Origin of the sequence: Nonomuraea jiangxiensis (assembly GCF_900099965.1) — a bacterium.
In the GTDB taxonomy this organism is placed as follows: domain Bacteria; phylum Actinomycetota; class Actinomycetes; order Streptosporangiales; family Streptosporangiaceae; genus Nonomuraea; species Nonomuraea jiangxiensis.
In genome coordinates this window covers 274,501-289,280 of record NZ_FNDJ01000003.1, presented here as the reverse complement: position 1 = coordinate 289,280, position 14,780 = coordinate 274,501, and the positions used below count along the sequence as shown (strand labels likewise).

At 71.1% G+C, this 14,780-nt stretch carries 12 protein-coding genes; 7 read left to right on the top strand and 5 right to left on the bottom strand.

Translation table 11 applies throughout. The features are described 5' to 3' along the window. The first annotated feature begins 74 nt into the window (after positions 1-74). From BLS95_RS58930 to BLS95_RS07575, 6 genes are all read left to right on the top strand, one after another. Positions 75-1,490: a CDP-alcohol phosphatidyltransferase family protein gene (locus BLS95_RS58930; protein WP_090930161.1), complete on the top strand. Its 1,416-nt coding sequence runs from the start codon at positions 75-77 to the stop codon at positions 1,488-1,490. Further along, positions 1,487-2,110, top strand: coding sequence for a DUF5941 domain-containing protein (locus BLS95_RS58925; protein ID WP_090930160.1), 624 nt, complete (start codon positions 1,487-1,489; stop codon positions 2,108-2,110). The genes BLS95_RS58930 and BLS95_RS58925 overlap by 4 nt, the downstream gene beginning before the upstream one ends. Before the next feature lie 161 nt (positions 2,111-2,271). Continuing rightward, positions 2,272-3,006: a phosphocholine cytidylyltransferase family protein gene (locus BLS95_RS07590; protein ID WP_090930159.1), complete on the top strand. Its 735-nt coding sequence runs from the start codon at positions 2,272-2,274 to the stop codon at positions 3,004-3,006. A gap of 28 nt (positions 3,007-3,034) precedes the next feature. Further along, the gene (locus BLS95_RS07585) at positions 3,035-4,075 is read left to right on the top strand and encodes an iron-containing alcohol dehydrogenase family protein (protein WP_176993097.1); all 1,041 of its coding nucleotides are present in this window, start codon (positions 3,035-3,037) and stop codon (positions 4,073-4,075) included. Continuing rightward, a complete protein-coding gene (locus BLS95_RS07580; protein ID WP_090930157.1) occupies positions 4,053-4,820 on the top strand; it encodes a CDP-alcohol phosphatidyltransferase family protein in 768 nt (255 codons plus the stop codon). Before BLS95_RS07585 ends, BLS95_RS07580 begins: the two co-directional genes overlap by 23 nt. Before the next feature lie 185 nt (positions 4,821-5,005). After that, a complete protein-coding gene (locus BLS95_RS07575; RefSeq protein WP_090930156.1) occupies positions 5,006-5,890 on the top strand; it encodes a glycosyltransferase in 885 nt (294 codons plus the stop codon). Positions 5,891-5,956: 66 nt separating this feature from the next. Here BLS95_RS07575 and BLS95_RS07570 read toward each other — a convergent pair whose 3' ends face one another. The 5 genes from BLS95_RS07570 to BLS95_RS07550 all read right to left on the bottom strand — a co-directional run bounded on the left by BLS95_RS07570 (position 5,957) and on the right by BLS95_RS07550 (position 12,656). After that, on the bottom strand, positions 5,957-6,670 hold the full coding sequence (locus tag BLS95_RS07570; RefSeq protein ID WP_090930155.1) for an acetoacetate decarboxylase family protein: 714 nt from the start codon (positions 6,668-6,670) through the stop codon (positions 5,957-5,959). A 116-nt stretch (positions 6,671-6,786) separates the two neighbouring features. Continuing rightward, positions 6,787-7,749: a glycosyltransferase gene (locus BLS95_RS07565; protein ID WP_090930154.1), complete on the bottom strand. Its 963-nt coding sequence runs from the start codon at positions 7,747-7,749 to the stop codon at positions 6,787-6,789. Between the two features lie 56 nt (positions 7,750-7,805). Beyond that, on the bottom strand, positions 7,806-9,065 hold the full coding sequence (locus BLS95_RS07560; protein ID WP_176993063.1) for an acyltransferase family protein: 1,260 nt from the start codon (positions 9,063-9,065) through the stop codon (positions 7,806-7,808). Between the two features lie 175 nt (positions 9,066-9,240). Beyond that, positions 9,241-10,890, bottom strand: coding sequence for an LCP family protein (locus BLS95_RS07555; RefSeq protein WP_090930152.1), 1,650 nt, complete (start codon positions 10,888-10,890; stop codon positions 9,241-9,243). A 209-nt stretch (positions 10,891-11,099) separates the two neighbouring features. Next, positions 11,100-12,656, bottom strand: a complete 1,557-nt coding sequence (locus BLS95_RS07550) for a hypothetical protein (protein ID WP_245764906.1) — start codon at positions 12,654-12,656, stop codon at positions 11,100-11,102. Positions 12,657-12,768: 112 nt separating this feature from the next. Between BLS95_RS07550 and BLS95_RS56750 the strand changes: the two genes are divergently transcribed. Beyond that, entirely contained in the window at positions 12,769-14,760 is a 1,992-nt protein-coding gene (locus BLS95_RS56750) for a hypothetical protein (protein WP_090930151.1), read from the top strand. Positions 14,761-14,780: the final 20 nt, after the last annotated feature.

Below are 14,780 nucleotides of genomic sequence, written 5' to 3'. Positions count from 1 at the left end.
CGGCCTGTCGCTACGCTGTGGCTACGCACCCCCAAGTCCACGCACTCCCGCCCGACCGGTAGGAGACCTGCGCTTTGCCCGACCCGCTGACCCGCGCGAGCACGACCACGTCGGTCGTGCTGCTCGCGACGACTCCCGCCTGCGCGCTCGTCTGCGCCGAGGGCACGCTGCTCGACCGGATCAGCGGCCAGCTCGGCGCGCTGTCCGTGCTCGACGTTCAGGTGGTGAGCGCGGGCGACGGCCTCGGCGCGGACCTCCGGAACGTCGCCAAGATCGTCAGGGCCGCCCCCGGCGCCGTGGTCGTGCTGCCCGCCGACCTCGTGGCCCACACCGAGGCGCTCGCGCTGCTGCTGGAGCACCCCGCCCGCGACACCGCCGCGCTGGTCTCGCACGACACGATCGCGGGTCCGCTGCGGCCCCCCGTACGCGTCGAAGGCGGCAAGATCATCACCGCGGGCAGCTCGTTTCACCTCGTGCCCGCGGCGAACGCCGCCTTCCGGGGCGTGCTGCAGGCGGGCGAGGGCGACCTGCGCGCACTCGCGGACGTCGCGGAGGAGCTGGCCGAGCTGGTCGACGCCGGCAAGCTGGGCCCCGTCACCCCGGTCGAGGCGGTGGACCTGCTGCTGGTCGGGCTGGTCAGGTCGGGGGTGGCCGTGCGGGCGGCCGGTCTCGGGCCGCTGCGCGCCGACCGGGTGAGCGGCCAGGACGCCGCCGACACCGCCGTGGCCGGGCTGGCCGAGGTGGACGAGGGCAGGGTCCGGCTGGAAACCTCCGTCAAGGAGGACGACGGCTTCTTCGCCACCTTCCTCGTCTCCACCTGGACGCGCCACCTGGTCAGGCCGGTCGCCCTGCTCAGGCTCACCCCCAACGCCGTCACCGGCATCTCCCTGAGCCTCGCGCTGCTGGCGGCCGTCTGGTTCTCCGCGGGCGGCCAGGGCGGGCGGCTGGCCGGGGCCATGCTGCTCTACCTGTCCTTCGCGCTCGACTGCCTCGACGGCCAGCTCGCCCGCTACACCCGTACGTTCTCCCCGCTGGGCGCCTGGGCGGACGGGCTATCCGACCGGTTCAAGGAATATGCCGTCTACGTCGGCCTCGCCGTGGGCTTCGGCGGCTCCGGCATCTGGTACCTGGCGGTGGCCGCGATGATCCTCCAGGTCGTACGGCACACCCTCCAGTACGCGTACACCGGGGCCGTCGCCGACGCCGCCCGCGTCGGAGCACCCTGGGGCCGCCCGGCGCGCTCGCTCATGGAGTCGGAGGACGCCGGCCGCGCCCCCGGCGTCATCGGGCTCGCCCAGCGCATCGAGCGTGACACGGTCGCGCGCTGGCTCAAGAAGATCATCGTGCTGCCCATCGGCGAGCGCACGGCCCTCATCGCCGTCACCGCGGCGATCTGGGACGCCAGGGTGACATTCCTGTCCCTGCTCTGCTGGGGCGGGGTGGCGGCGCTCTACCAGCTCGCCGGGCGGATCGCGAGGTCGGCAAGATGACATCGGTCCACATGGCACCCGTGCCCAACAGCACCGTCGTGGCCTACCGCGACGACGGCCCCCTCTCGCGCGCCATGGGCCTGCTCGTGGCGGGCCAGCTGCCGCCGCTACCGCCGGTGGTCGCGGGCGCGTTCGTGACCGGGGTGCTGCTGGTGATCGGCGTGGCCGGGTCCGACGGGCTCGCGGTGTTCGCGCCCGCCGTGACGCTGCTGCTGGCCGGGCCGGGCAGCACGCATCCGCACGACGGCAGGTTCGACTGGCTCGTGGTGCCGATCCTGCGGCTCATCGAGTACACGTTCGTCGTGGCGTGCGGGTTCGCCCACGATATGCCACCGGTACTGATCTTCCTGCTGCTCGGCGCGCTGGCCTTCCACCATTATGATCTTGTCTACCGGCTGCGCCAGCGCGTGTACCCGCCCGCCTGGCTGGCCACGTTCGGGCTCGGCTGGGACGGGCGGATGATGATGGTCTCGCTGGTCGCCCTGACCGGCTGGATCACCGCCGGCTACGTGCTGCTCGCTCTCTACCTGTGGGCGTTGTTCGGCTGGGAGAGCCTCACGTGCTGGCTGGCCGCGCCCCGCTCCGGGGCGGAACCCCCCGATACGGGAACGCAAGACTAACGCCGGATTACCCGCGGAGGGCGCAAAGACGAATACTCTTTGGGCCAACGGTGGGTCGCGTTCGGTGGCCTGCCTCACGTAACGGAGTCCGTGCGTACGGTGAGCCCGCGTGCCGCGGGTCCGCCACGCGTCACGAGTCATGCTCGACTGAGGAGTGCACGTTGCTGGGAATGGTGCTGGCCGCTGGGGCCGGACGACGCCTGCGGCCGTACACCGACACGCTGCCCAAGGCGCTCGTGCCGGTCGACGGCGAAACCACGATCATGGACATCTCGCTGCGCAACCTCGCCGAGGTGGACCTGCGGGAGGTCGTGGTCGTCGTCGGTTACGCGGCGCAGGCCGTACACGAGCGCAAGGACGAGTTGGAGCAGCGGCACGGCGTCAAGCTCACTCTTGTGCACAACGACAAGGCCGAGGAATGGAACAACGCCTACTCCCTGTGGTGCGCCCGCGACTACTTCGCGCAGGGCGTGCTGCTGGTCAACGGCGACACCGTGCACCCGGTCTCGATTGAGAAGACCCTGCTGTCCGCCCCCGAGACGAGCGACGTCCTGCTCGCCGTCGACAACGTGAAAAAGCTCGCCGACGAGGAGATGAAGGTCACCCTCACGCCCGAGGGCGCGCTGCGGCGCATCACCAAGCTGATGGACCCGGCCGAGGCCTACGGCGAGTACATCGGCGCCACCCTCATCCGGCCGGGCGCGGCCGACCGGCTGGCCGACGCGCTGAAGGCGACGTTCGAGCGTGACCCGCAGCTCTACTACGAGGACGGCTACCAGGAGATGGTCGAGCGCGGTGAGCTGATCCACGCCGCGCCCATCGGCGAGGTCGACTGGGTCGAGGTGGACAACCACGACGACCTGGCCAAGGCCCGTGCCATAGCCGTTCGCTACTGAGGGGGCGCGGATGCCGCTTCTAGCGAGAATGCTGCCGGCACCCCTGACCATGGAGGTCAGGCGCGGCGCGGTGGCGCAGCTGGGCGCCCTGCTGGCCGACAGCCGCGTGGCGACCTCCGGGAGGGTCGCCGTGGCCGTCGGGCCGGGGCAGGGTGACCACATCGAGAGCCTGATCGCGCCCACGCTGGGCGAGGCGGAGGTGTTCAGGGTGGCCGACGGCTCGGTGGACGCGGCCGTCTCGCTCGGCGCCGACCTGCGCAAGGGCGCCTACGAGGTGGTGGTGGGCGTCGGCGGCGGAAAGACGATCGACGCGACCAAATACGCCGCGTCGCTGGCGGGCATCCCGATGGTCGCGGTCGCCACCAACCTGTCCCACGACGGCATCTGCTCGCCCACCGCCTCCCTGGTCTACGAGGGCGGCAAGGGCACCTTCGGGGTGCCGATGCCGCTGGCCATCCTGGTCGACCTCGACTTCGTGCACAACGCGCCGAAGCAGCTCGTCAGGGCGGGCGTGGGCGACGTGGTGAGCAACCTGTCGGCCATCGACGACTGGCAGCTGGGCAACATCGAGCGCGGGGAGCCCATCGACGGGCTGGCCTGCTCGATGTCTCGCACGGCCGCCGAGGCGCTGATCGGGCGTACGGACTCCATCGAGTCCGACGCGTTCCTGACCGTCCTGGCCGAGTCGCTCATCCTGTCCGGGATGTCGATGGTCATCGCGGGCTCCTCCCGGCCCGCGAGCGGTGGGGATCATGAGATCCTTCATGCCGTGGATCAGCTCTTCCCCGGCACCTCCAACCACGGTGAGCTCGCCGGCATCGGTGCCGCCTTCTGCTATTTCCTCAGGGACGACGACGCCCGGGTCGAGCAGGTCGTCGGCTGCCTGCGCAGGCACGAGCTGCCCGTCGTCCCGGCCGACATCGGGCTGAGCGCCGAGCAGTTCGCCGAGGCCGTGGCGCTGGCCCCGGCCACCCGTCCCGGCCGTTACACGATTCTGGAGCACCTGCGCATGCAGGACTCCGAGATCCGCGATCGGGTGAGGGACTATGTCCGGGCCTTCGGTAGCTGAGCTGCGGGAGGTGGCCCAGCCCGCGGGCCACCTCGAGCGCAGGAACGGCGAGCACTGGGCGGGCGTGCTCTACATGCGCCGCCTGTCCATCTACGTCACCTGGCTGCTCAGCAAGACGTCCGTCACGCCCAACCAGCTCACCTGGCTGATGACGCTGGCCGGGATCGTCGCCGGGGTCGTGCTGGCCCTGCCGGGGTTCTGGGCCGTCGTGGTGGCCGCCCTGCTCGTGCAGGTCTACCTCCTGCTCGACTGCTCCGACGGCGAGCTGGCCCGCTGGACCGGCAAGACCTCGCTGGTCGGCGTCTACCTCGACCGCGTCGGCGCCTACTTCACCGAGGCCGCGCTGCTGGCCGGGCTGGGCTGGCGGGCGTCGGTCACGCTGCCCGACTGGTACACCGTGCTGGGGTTCGCCGCCGCGCTCGGCGCGATCCTCATCAAGGCCGAGACCGACCTGGTGGACGTGGCGCGGGCCAAGGGGGGCCTGCCGGCCGCCTCCGAGTCGTCCGGGACGCAGTTCCGCTCCGGGCTGCTGGGGCTGGGCCGGCGGGTGCTGTCGGCGACGAAGTTCCACCGGATCGTGCAGCCCATCGAGCTGTCCCTGCTGGCGCTCGCGACCGCGGTGATCGATGTGGTGCGGGGCGACCTCGCGGCCACCAGGGTGCTGCTCGTGGCCTGCTTCGTAGCGGCATGTCTACAGGTGGTTCTGCATTTGGTAAGCATCGTGGCATCGAGGCGCCTTGCGTGATCTCATGTCGGAACCGGAGCGGCTCGTTGTCCGTCGTATAAATCGGACGTCCGCCGTTCGGTGGGGGTTCACCCCCAGTTCCGATACGCTTAGCTCCACCAATATCAAAAGATGCAAACCAGCAGACTCGGTGATCATGAAAGAATGCTCCGCCCGTGCTCTCAACGCGTCAGGACGATGATTCGTTGAAGATCTCGTGCGTCATCCTCACCATGGGCAACCGGGTCGCGGAGCTGAACCGGGCAGTCGAGTCCGCCCTCAACCAGATCGACGGCGATGTCGAGGTCGTGATCGTGGGCAATGGCGCCGACGTGCCCGAGCTCTCGGCGACGCCACCCGAGGGGTCGGCCGCGGTCGTGAAGTCGATCCGGCTCGACCAGAACACGGGCATCCCCGCAGGCCGTAACCGCGGCGTGCAGGAGTGCTCCGGAGACGTCGTCCTGTTCCTCGACGACGACGGCTGGTACGGCAACCAGAAGGTCGTCGCCCACGTCCGCGAGCGCTTCGCTACCGAGCCGGACCTGGCGGTGATCTCCTTCCGGGTGATGGACCCCGAGGGCGGCATCGGCCAGCGCCGTCACGTGCCCCGCCTGCGCGCGGGCGATCCGCAGCGCTCCTCGCCCGTCACGACGTTCCTGGGCGGTGCCTCGGCGATCAGGCGCTCGGCCTTCCTCCAGGTGGGCGGCCTGCCGGAGCGGTTCTTCTACGCGCACGAGGAGACCGACCTGGCCTGGCGGCTGCTGGGCGAGGGCTACCGGATCGAATACGACGCCGACACGGTGATGTATCACCCGCAGGTGCCGCCGACCCGGCACACCGAGTTCTACCGGCTCAACGCCCGCAACCGGGTCTGGCTGGCCCGCCGCAACCTGCCCTGGCCGCTGGCGGTCCTCTACCTGACCAACTGGGTGGTGCTCACGGTGGCCCGCGAGCGCGGCGGCGGGGCCTCGCTCAGGGCCTGGTTCTCCGGCTTCATCGAGGGCCTGCGCACCCCGGCCGGCGAGCGCCGGCCGATGGCCTGGCGGACGGCCTGGCGCATGGTCAAGCTCGGCCGCCCGCCCATCGTCTGACCTCAGGCCCGCTCCGGCGGTCCGATCGTCCGGCTCGGCCGCTCCGGCGGTCCCGATCGGCTGACCTCAGACCGGCTCGGCCTCGCCGATGGTCAGGGCGGCGTGCGCGATCGTGGAGCTGAAGACCGCCCGCCTGGGCAGCCCCAGCTCGCTCAGCTCCTTGGCGATGGGATGGTTGCCGAGCCGGATCAGCGCGCCGCTGGGCCGCGCCCTGACCTTGCGGGCACGCGCGGACCAGGCGATGCGCCGGGTGACCCCGTCCTGGTGGGTGTAGGCCGGCGGTGGCGCCAGGGCGGTGAGGCCCGGCACGGGCGCGCCCGGCTTGATCAGCAGGTCCAGCACGAGCCTGCCGTCCTTACGGAGAATGCACCGTTTGTACGGCGACGCGAGCCGCAACTCGATGTCCGCCAGCTCCTTGGGGAACCCCCACAACGCCCGCCCCGCCTCCAGCGTGAAGGGCCGGTCCACCGGCAACCAGTGCACGAACATCCCGGCCTGCCGCAGGTCGGCCGGCCCCGTGGAGCCCCGCACGCCCGGCGGGCGCACCAGGAACGCCATGCCGAACTCGTGATAGGCGTCGAGGTCCCCGTCGCGGTAGTCGGCGAACACCAGCACGCAGACGGCCTTGCCTGGAAACGCCTCGGTCACGTCGAGGCCGGAGTACGCGATCACCGCCCGCGCGGCGTCGGCACGCACGAGGAAGGTGGCGCTGCAGACCTCCGCGTCCCTCACCCGCACCGGCATGCCCAGCGTCCGGCCCTGGATCAGATGCGATGCCATAACCCCAGTACATCAACCTCCAAGCCGCGTGACCATTCCTGCCCCGGCTTCGTCCAGGTATGAGCCTCGCCCTGGACCGGCGGCATCCTCCGTCGTGGCCCTCGGCCTCGGCAGTCCTACACGGCCAGGGCGTGGGCGGGGATCCCGGCCCACGACTCGGCGCGGCTGACGAAGGCCGCCGCGTGGTCCGGCCAGTGGTGGTGCAGGCGGGCCTCCGCGTGGCCCAGCGCGCCCAGCTGGGCCCGCCGTGCCGCGTCCTCCTTCAGGTCCAGTACGGCGTTCAGCACCGCGTCCACGTCCTGGGGCACCACGAGCCCGCACCCGGCGCGCTCCACCAGCGCGGCGCCCTGCGGAGTGGTGATCACCGGCAGCCCGCGGCCCATGTAGTCCATGATCTTCGTCGGTGCCGTCCTGACCGTGTCGGCGGCCAGCGACAGGCCGGCCAGCGCGCCCTCGGCCATGCGCAGGGCGTGCCGGAGGGGCACGTACCCGAACCAGTCGAGCAGCCCGACCCGCTGCGCGTCGCGCAGCAGCGGGCGCACGTCGGGGGCGGCGGCGCCGATCAGGTCCATCCGCACGCCGTGCGGGACCAGGCGCTCGGCCAGGCCGATCAGCTCCGTCACGCCGCGCTCGGCCGACAGCCGGCCGATGTGCACGACCCTGGTGTCGCCGGGAGGAGGCGGGCTGGGCGACACTAGAGTCGCCTCGGGGACGTCCGCCGGGCTGATCAGCCGGTGGCGCCGCGTCGCGTGGGCGAGCCGGCGGGGCGTCACCTGCTCGCGTACGTCCCAGACGACCGGAGGACGCCGGTAGGGCAGCGCCCGCAGCAGCCGGTGGTCATGCACGATCAGCAGGTCCGCGTCCCGCAGACCGCGTCTCAGGGCCGCTCGGGCCCTGCCGAAGGGGGCGTGGTGTGCCACGTCCACGGCTGTCAGCCCCATGACGGGGGTGACGTTGTAGAAGGTGAACGGCGCGACGTAGGTCACCTCGTGGCCCGCGTCGAGCAGCGCCCTGATCTGCCGGTGCATGATCCGGGCATCCTCAGGGTGATGGACGGTCGTGGCGACACATGCGCGCATGTGTCGATGCTCCGCGCTTACCAGGTCAAAGGCGTTAATCCTGGCAGAACGGCTGCTTAATTTCGGGAGGGGCGGCGATAGAGCCAGGTCAGCCGGGGCTCCAGAACCCACTTGAAGACGTTTCGGGTCACCGGCAGGCACAGGACGATCGCCAGCGCGAAACACGTGGCACAGATCGCGAGCACGCCGAGCGGCCCGTACAGCCACGGCAACGACAGCCAGCCCTGGTCCTTGGCGATCAGCACCGGAATGCCGTGCAGCAGGTAGCAGTAGAGCGTACGGGTGCCGAGGTCGGTGTACCACGTGTCGCGCCGGGGCACCAGCGCCAGGACGGCGAAGCACATGGCCAGCCCGCAGATCAGCAGCCCGGTGCGCAGGCCGATGCCCATGTACCAGGACAGGTCCATGGAGTGGTAGCTGGCCTTGTAGTAGAAGGGGGCGAGCTTGGTGTGGGGCGCGACGAGGATCGCCACCGCGGCCGCCGCCACGAGCGTGAACACCGCGAGGATCTTGACCCAGCGCCGGTTGAGCAGCTCGAAGTGCTCGGGCTGCATGACCAGGCCGATCACGAAGAACGGCATCAGCCCGAAGAAGCGGTCCATGCTGAAGTCACCGGAGATCGCGGAGAGCCCGGCGAACAGGTAGATGGCGATGGAGACCGGGACCGGATATTTCATCCGCTTCCACACCGGCGTGGACAGGCGCCAGAACAGCAGCGCCAGCAGGTACCAGTTGAGCCACGCCGGGTCGATGATCGTCAGGCTCCACTTCTGGCCCAGCGCGTAGCGGAGCACGGCGTAGCCGACCTCGACGATCACGTACGGGACGAGGAACGTGTCGACCAGCTTGTTGGTCTTCGCGTTGGAGTTCCAGAAATTGCGCGACAGGTAGCCACTGATCAACACGAACAGCGGCATGTGGAAGGTGTAGATGAAGACGTAGAGAGCCCTGGAGGAGTCCGCGGCGAGCGTCGGCACCAGGGAGTGCCCCATCGGCACCAGCGCGATCAGCAGGAACTTGACGTTGTCGAGGAACGGGTCGCGCTTGCGCTTGGGCGGCTCCGCCTCCGCCACCGGCTCGGGGTCGGCCTCGGGCCGCTCCGGCCGGCCCGCGGCCGGGATCGCCCGCTGGGGAGCGGTCAGCTCGGCCGCCGACTCATCGGTCCGCTGACCCGGCGCGACCCCGTGCGGATCGGCGGCCTCGCTCCAGAAGGCCTCTTCCGGCAGCGGCCAGCGGGCTCCTGTCTGAGCAGGCCCGCCCCCCTCCTCGGCGCTCCGTCGGGGCGTGACCGGTGAGGAGGATCTGGTGTCAGACACAGGGGAGTCGCTCAGCTTCGTTAGAGGGCCGGGAACACGCCGGCGACACGCCCAGCGGATGACCTCGCGGCCCGCGTCGCACTGCGTCGCCGACCCGCAACACATTATCCCGCTCGCGGGCTCCTGTCTCTCGAAGCCGGGCCGGAAGGCCCGCATACACAGCGAACTTTGAGGCTCAGGTGCAGACGTTCTTCTGCTGAGAGGCGGTGATGCTGTTGTTCTCGACGCTGTCGGGGAGCTTGGTGACCTTGACCGACTTGAAGTCCTCGCCCACGAGGAGCTGGACCACCGGCGCGCCCTTCGGCGCGACCCCGGCCTGCGTCCACGTGTACGGCTGCGGGTTGACGGCCTTGACCTTGCCGGCCGCGGGAGCGGGCTTGGGCAGGACCGAGCCGGCCAGCGTGTCGGCCTGGCCGGGCGCCGTGGCCCCCGTCTTGGCGTAGTGGATCTCGCTGTTCGCCAGGCTGACACCGCCAGGGGCCTCGTAGTTGCCCACGCTGACGACGGCGAAGCCCTCCTTGGCGAGCTGGTCGGCGACCTCGCGGGCCTTGCCCACGGTCTTGGTGCCGTTGAGCACCTCGACCTTGACCTGCTCGGGCTTGACGGTGACCTTGGGCTTGGCGCTGGCACTCGCGCTGGGGCTCGGGGCGGTGTTCTTCGTGACCTCGGTGTCGGTCCTGATCGCGGTGAACAGCTCCTGGGCGTCCGGTTCCTTCCACACCACCCGGTTCTTGTCCAGCGGGTCGGGGACCCACGGGATCGTGGTGAACTTGACGCCGCTGGCCGTCAGCTCCCTGGCGCTCATGGCGATCTCGATGAGCTGCTCGGTGTCGTTGGCCAGTTCGGGGTCCATGGTGACCGATCCGGCCGCGGCCGCGATGAAGTCCCTGAGCTTGCCCACGTCGGTCAGCAGGGCGCTGCTGGTGGCCTTGGCGACGACCTTGCTCAGGAAGATCTGCTGGCGCCGGATGCGCTGGATGTCGCTGCCGTCGCCGTAGTGGCGCAGGCGTACGTAGCCCAGCGCCTTCTCGCCGTTCAGCAGGCTCTTGCCCGGGGGCAGGACCAGCTTGGAGGCCCGGTCGTTGACGCCGGACTTCAGGCAGATCTCGATGCCGCCGAGCGCGTCCACGATGTTCTTGAAGCCGCTGAAGTCGACCTCGACGAAGTGGTTGACCCGGATGCCGGTGAGCGTCTCGATCGTGGACATCGTGCAGGCGATGCCGCCGGAGTTGTACGCCGAGTTGATCATGTCGCGGCGGGGCGGCATCTCCTGCTTGGTGGTCTCGTTCCGGCATTTGGGGATCTGCACCATGGAGTCGCGCGGGAAGCTGATCAGGCGCGCCTGGTCCCGGTTGGGCGAGATGTGCAGCAGGATGATCGTGTCGGTGCGCTTGCCGCCCGCGTCGGCCTCCCTGGCCAGCTGCTGGCCGTACTGGGCGTTGCCCTTGCCCGCGCGGGTGTCGGAGCCGACGAGCAGGACGTTGAGCGCGCCGGTGTCCGGCGGGCGCGGGTTGATGATGTCCTCTTTGACGCTCTTCTGCTTGATGTTGCCGAAGGCGTCCCGGTAGACGGTGTATCCGGTCAGCGCGCCCGCGACCATGACGGTGGTGAGGCCGATGCTGACCCAGGCCAGCACGCGCATCTTGTTCTGGCCGCCGGGCTTGCCGCCGCCGCCACGGTGGCTGCGCGGGGGCCTGTCGTAGGGGGGCGGCGGGGGCGCGGCGGCGGCCGCCTGCCTGCGCGCCATCCGGCTGCCCGGCTGGGTGGGAGCGACCCTGCGATCGTACGCGGGGTCCACTGGTGGCGCGATCCGGTGGTCGCTCATACGCCCCCTAGCCTCACTTCGAGCGCCTGGCGCGTCGGCAACGCCTGCCGGGCGACGGCACTATTGGTCGCTACGCGCCACGAGACTGGGTCACGTACAGCGTGCCTGGCAACCTGACCGTGGGGAACGGCCGTGACCCAGGCGTGATGTTTCCGCGGCAAAGCATACTCAGAGCCGGACATTGGGTGGAATATCATCGCCAAACTCTTTCAATTGCTTCCGGGCTGTCCCAGCACGTCGGGCCTGATGCTCAGGGCCGCCGCCAAGCAGGCCAGGGGTACGGCGGGAAGCACGTAGCGATAGTCGAACTCCGCCGCGGCGGCCGGTGTGACCAGCAGCACGACGGCCACTGACCAGGGCACCAGCCAGGCCGGCACGCCCGGGCGGCGCCTGCTGCCCGTGCCGTCGCCCGGCAGGCGGTCACGCCTGCGCGCGATGGCCGCCACCGGGGGCACCAGCAGGACCGCCAGGAGCACCGAACCGGGCAGCCGCGCCATGCCCTGGTAGGCCCGCAGCCATCCGGCGTAAGGCTCGACGATCTCCGTGCCGATCGCACCCTGCTCGTAGAGCTTGGCATATTCGGCGCCGACCTGTGCGGGATAGCGGCCAGGTGGTCCCGGTGGGGTGGCCGGAAACTGGTAGTAACCGTAGATCTCAGGATCCGGATAGATCGCGCGTTCCCAGGTGAACGTGCGGCCCAGCTCGCTCAGGACCGAGGCGGCGTAGTCGAGCGGTTGCCTGGTGATCGCCAGCGTCGCGAACCTGGCCGCCAGGTCGTCGTTCTCCTTCGTGAACGTGATCCCCGGGCGCAGCACCAGCGGGGAGTCCTTGGCCCAGATGTACTCCTGGGATGGCGGGCGGCGCTCTGGCGGGCGCGGATCGCACAGGACCCTCAGGTCGGGCGGCGGATCCATCCTGGCGCAGTCCGCGAACGACATCGTGCGGGCATAGAGGAAGGCGCCGTTCGCGCCCACGAGGCCGACGCGCTGGTAGGTGCCGTAGAACCAGGCGCCGTAGGCGAGGATCGGCACCAGGGCGGCCGCCACCAGCACCCCGGCGAGGCCGACCCGCCTGCGCAGCACGAACCAGGCCGCCGCCACGACGACGAGCGGCTGGCCGACGGTCCTGGTGAGCGTGGCGGCGGCCAGCAGCAGCCCGACGGCGGCGACGGTGGCCGGCCGCGCCGTCATGCACAGCGCCACGGCGGCCACGACCAGGAACATGAACAACGTGTCCGAGACGAGCAGGTGCTCCAGCTCGATCTGGTAGGCGTCGAGCAGCACCGGCACGGTGGCCAGCGTCCGCACCCACCCGGGCGCCCGGCGCGCCACCGTGTAGATCAGCACCCCGGTGGCCAGGCCGAGCAGATGCTGCACCGCCGTCACCACGCCGAAGGAGTGGAACGGCTCCAGCAGCTTCAGGAACATCGAGTAGCCCGCCGGGCGCACCAGGTCGGGGCGGGGCCTGAAGACGGTGACGACGTAGGTGTAGGTGTCGGGGAACCATAGGGCGGGCCGGTAGCCCAGCATCGCCAGGGCGCGCAGCACGGTGCCGAGGGCGAGCACCGCGACGAACCACCCGTGCCGCCGCACCAGGCCCCGACGATCGCCCGCGCGATCGTCCGCGCGCCGCCGCGACGGGCCGCGGGAATCGAACGAGAGCCGTCGCAGCAGGCGATGGGGCTCGCGCGGGAGCCGACGCCTGCCACGGCCGGTGCTCGCGGGCACCTCCGCCATCACCCGCACGTCCTCCCGCTCCTCCGGCACGTCGTCAGTGCAAATGCCCGCTAGCCGCGGTCGCTCGTACGCTACCCGCGTTTGCGCGGAGCCCGTGCCACCGGCAGTCCCGGGGGCCGGCGTTGGATACGCTCACTCACCGATGGACCTCGAACGACCTGGCCGCGTGCTGGCCGCGATCTCGGTGGTGCCCGCGCTGGCCGTGGCGGGCTGGATGCTCGCGGGGCTGCCGCTGCTGCTGCTCGGCTGGTTCGCGCCGGTGCCGCTGGTGCTGCTCGGGCTGCCCGCCGCCGGGCTGCTGTGCTGGGCCGGCACGCGGCGGCTCGGCAAGGTGCCGGCGGCCACTCCCTCGCAGGTCGCGGGGGTCGTGGCGGTGGCCGTGGCGGCCGGGGCGTTCAACTTGGTCATGCACTCCGAGCAGCTGCTGGTCAGGCGCGATCCCGCCACCTACGCCCAGTACGCCGCCTGGATCGCGGGCCACGGCTCGCTGCCCGTTCCCGCCCAGGCGCAGGCGTTCGGCGGGGCCGATCGATGGCTGGAGTTCGCCAGCGTCGGGTTCTACCCGGCGGACGGAGGGGTGACCCCGCAGTTCATGCCGGGGCCGCCGATGTTGTTCGCGATCGGCGACTGGCTGGGCGCGCCGTTCCTGATGCCGCCGCTGCTGGGCGCGCTGGCCGTGCTGACGCTGGCGGGCGTGGTGGCGCGGCTGGCGGGGGCGCGCTGGGCGGTGCCCGCGGCGCTCGCGTTCGCGGTGAGCCTGCCGATCCTCTACACCTCGCGCACCACGTTCAGCGAGATCCCGTCGCTGATCCTGCTGTTCGGCGGGCTGGCGCTGGCGTACGACGCGCTGGCCGGGCAGAGCCGGGCGCGCGCGCTGCTGGCGGGGCTGGTGTCCGGGCTGGCGGTGCTGGTCAGGGTGGACGGGCTGCGTGACGTGCTGCCGGTGCTGGCCTTCGCCGGGCTGCTGATCGCGATGCGCCGCTCTGCCAGGGCGCGGGCGGCGCTGGGGCCGCCGCTGCTGGCGGGCCTGGTCGTGGGTACCGGTGTGGGGCTGCTCGCGGCGTACCTATTGGCTCGCCCCTATCTGAGTTATCTGTCCGGATCGGTTCGGCCGCTGCTGCTCATCTGCGGCGCCGTCCTCGTGCTCACCCTCGCCGGTACGGTCGCCGCCCCGGCCCTGTCCCGGCTCCGGTTGCCCCGCTGGACGCCCACGGCCGGCGCCGCGGCGGTCGTGGCCCTCATGGCGGCCCTGTACGCGCGCCCGTGGTTCCAGCTCGTGACCCGGTACCCGATGAACGAGGACGACCGGCGCACGGCCAAGATGATCGAGCAGACCCAGCGGGCCAACGGCCTGCCGCTCGACGGCACCCGCCTGTACTTCGAGAACTCCCTGCACTGGGTGGTCTGGTACGTCGGCCTCCCGGTGGTGGTGCTGGCCACCATCGCGGCCGCCCTGCTGGTGCGCCGGCTGCTGCGCGACGGCACCCCCTTCGAGTGGCTGCTGCCCCTGGCGATGGTCGGCTGGACCACGGTCACCACGCTGATCCGGCCCGAGATCACCCCCGACCACCCGTGGGCCGCCCGCCGATTGGTCCCGATCGTGATCCCCGGGCTCATCCTGCTCGCCACCTGGGCGCTGGACCGGTGGCGAGACCGGCTGCCGGAGCGCCGGCGGCGGTGGGGCGTGGCGGCCGCCGTGCTGCTCGTCCTGGTGCCGCCGGCCGTGACCTCGATCGGCACCGCGTTCACGCCGGTCGAGCGGGGCGAGGCGGCGGCGGTCGAGGCCATGTGCGCCCGCATCCCGGCCGACGCCTCGGTGCTGATCGTGGAACGGGTCACCGGCGACCGCCTGACCCAGCTCGTACGCGGGATGTGCGGCCGGCCGGCGGCGAAGGTGAAGCGCGGGACCGCGGAGACGGCGCCGGAGGCCGAGGTGCGCCGCCTGATCGGCCGGGTGCGCGCCGCCGGCCGCGTGCCCGTCGTGCTGGCCGCCGAGGCCGGACAGGTCGCGCCGTACGGGCCGGCCACGCAGGTCATGGGCCTGGTCACGCGCCAGGACGAGCGCTCGCTGATCGACGCGCCGAACGGCACGTGGTCGCTGCGGATCAACGTCTGGCTGGCCGTGGCAAAGTGAATGATCTTGAAAGTGGGAGT

Coding starts and splice junctions, on each gene's coding strand:
- BLS95_RS07570 (WP_090930155.1), bottom strand. CDS start 6,670: ATGGCATCGCATCTGATCCAGGGCCGGACGCTGGGCATGCCGGTGCGG.
- BLS95_RS58925 (WP_090930160.1), top strand. CDS start 1,487: ATGACATCGGTCCACATGGCACCCGTGCCCAACAGCACCGTCGTGGCC.
- BLS95_RS07585 (WP_176993097.1), top strand. CDS start 3,035: ATGCTGCCGGCACCCCTGACCATGGAGGTCAGGCGCGGCGCGGTGGCG.
- BLS95_RS07580 (WP_090930157.1), top strand. CDS start 4,053: ATGTCCGGGCCTTCGGTAGCTGAGCTGCGGGAGGTGGCCCAGCCCGCG.
- BLS95_RS07555 (WP_090930152.1), bottom strand. CDS start 10,890: ATGAGCGACCACCGGATCGCGCCACCAGTGGACCCCGCGTACGATCGC.
- BLS95_RS56750 (WP_090930151.1), top strand. CDS start 12,769: ATGGACCTCGAACGACCTGGCCGCGTGCTGGCCGCGATCTCGGTGGTG.
- BLS95_RS07565 (WP_090930154.1), bottom strand. CDS start 7,749: ATGCGCGCATGTGTCGCCACGACCGTCCATCACCCTGAGGATGCCCGG.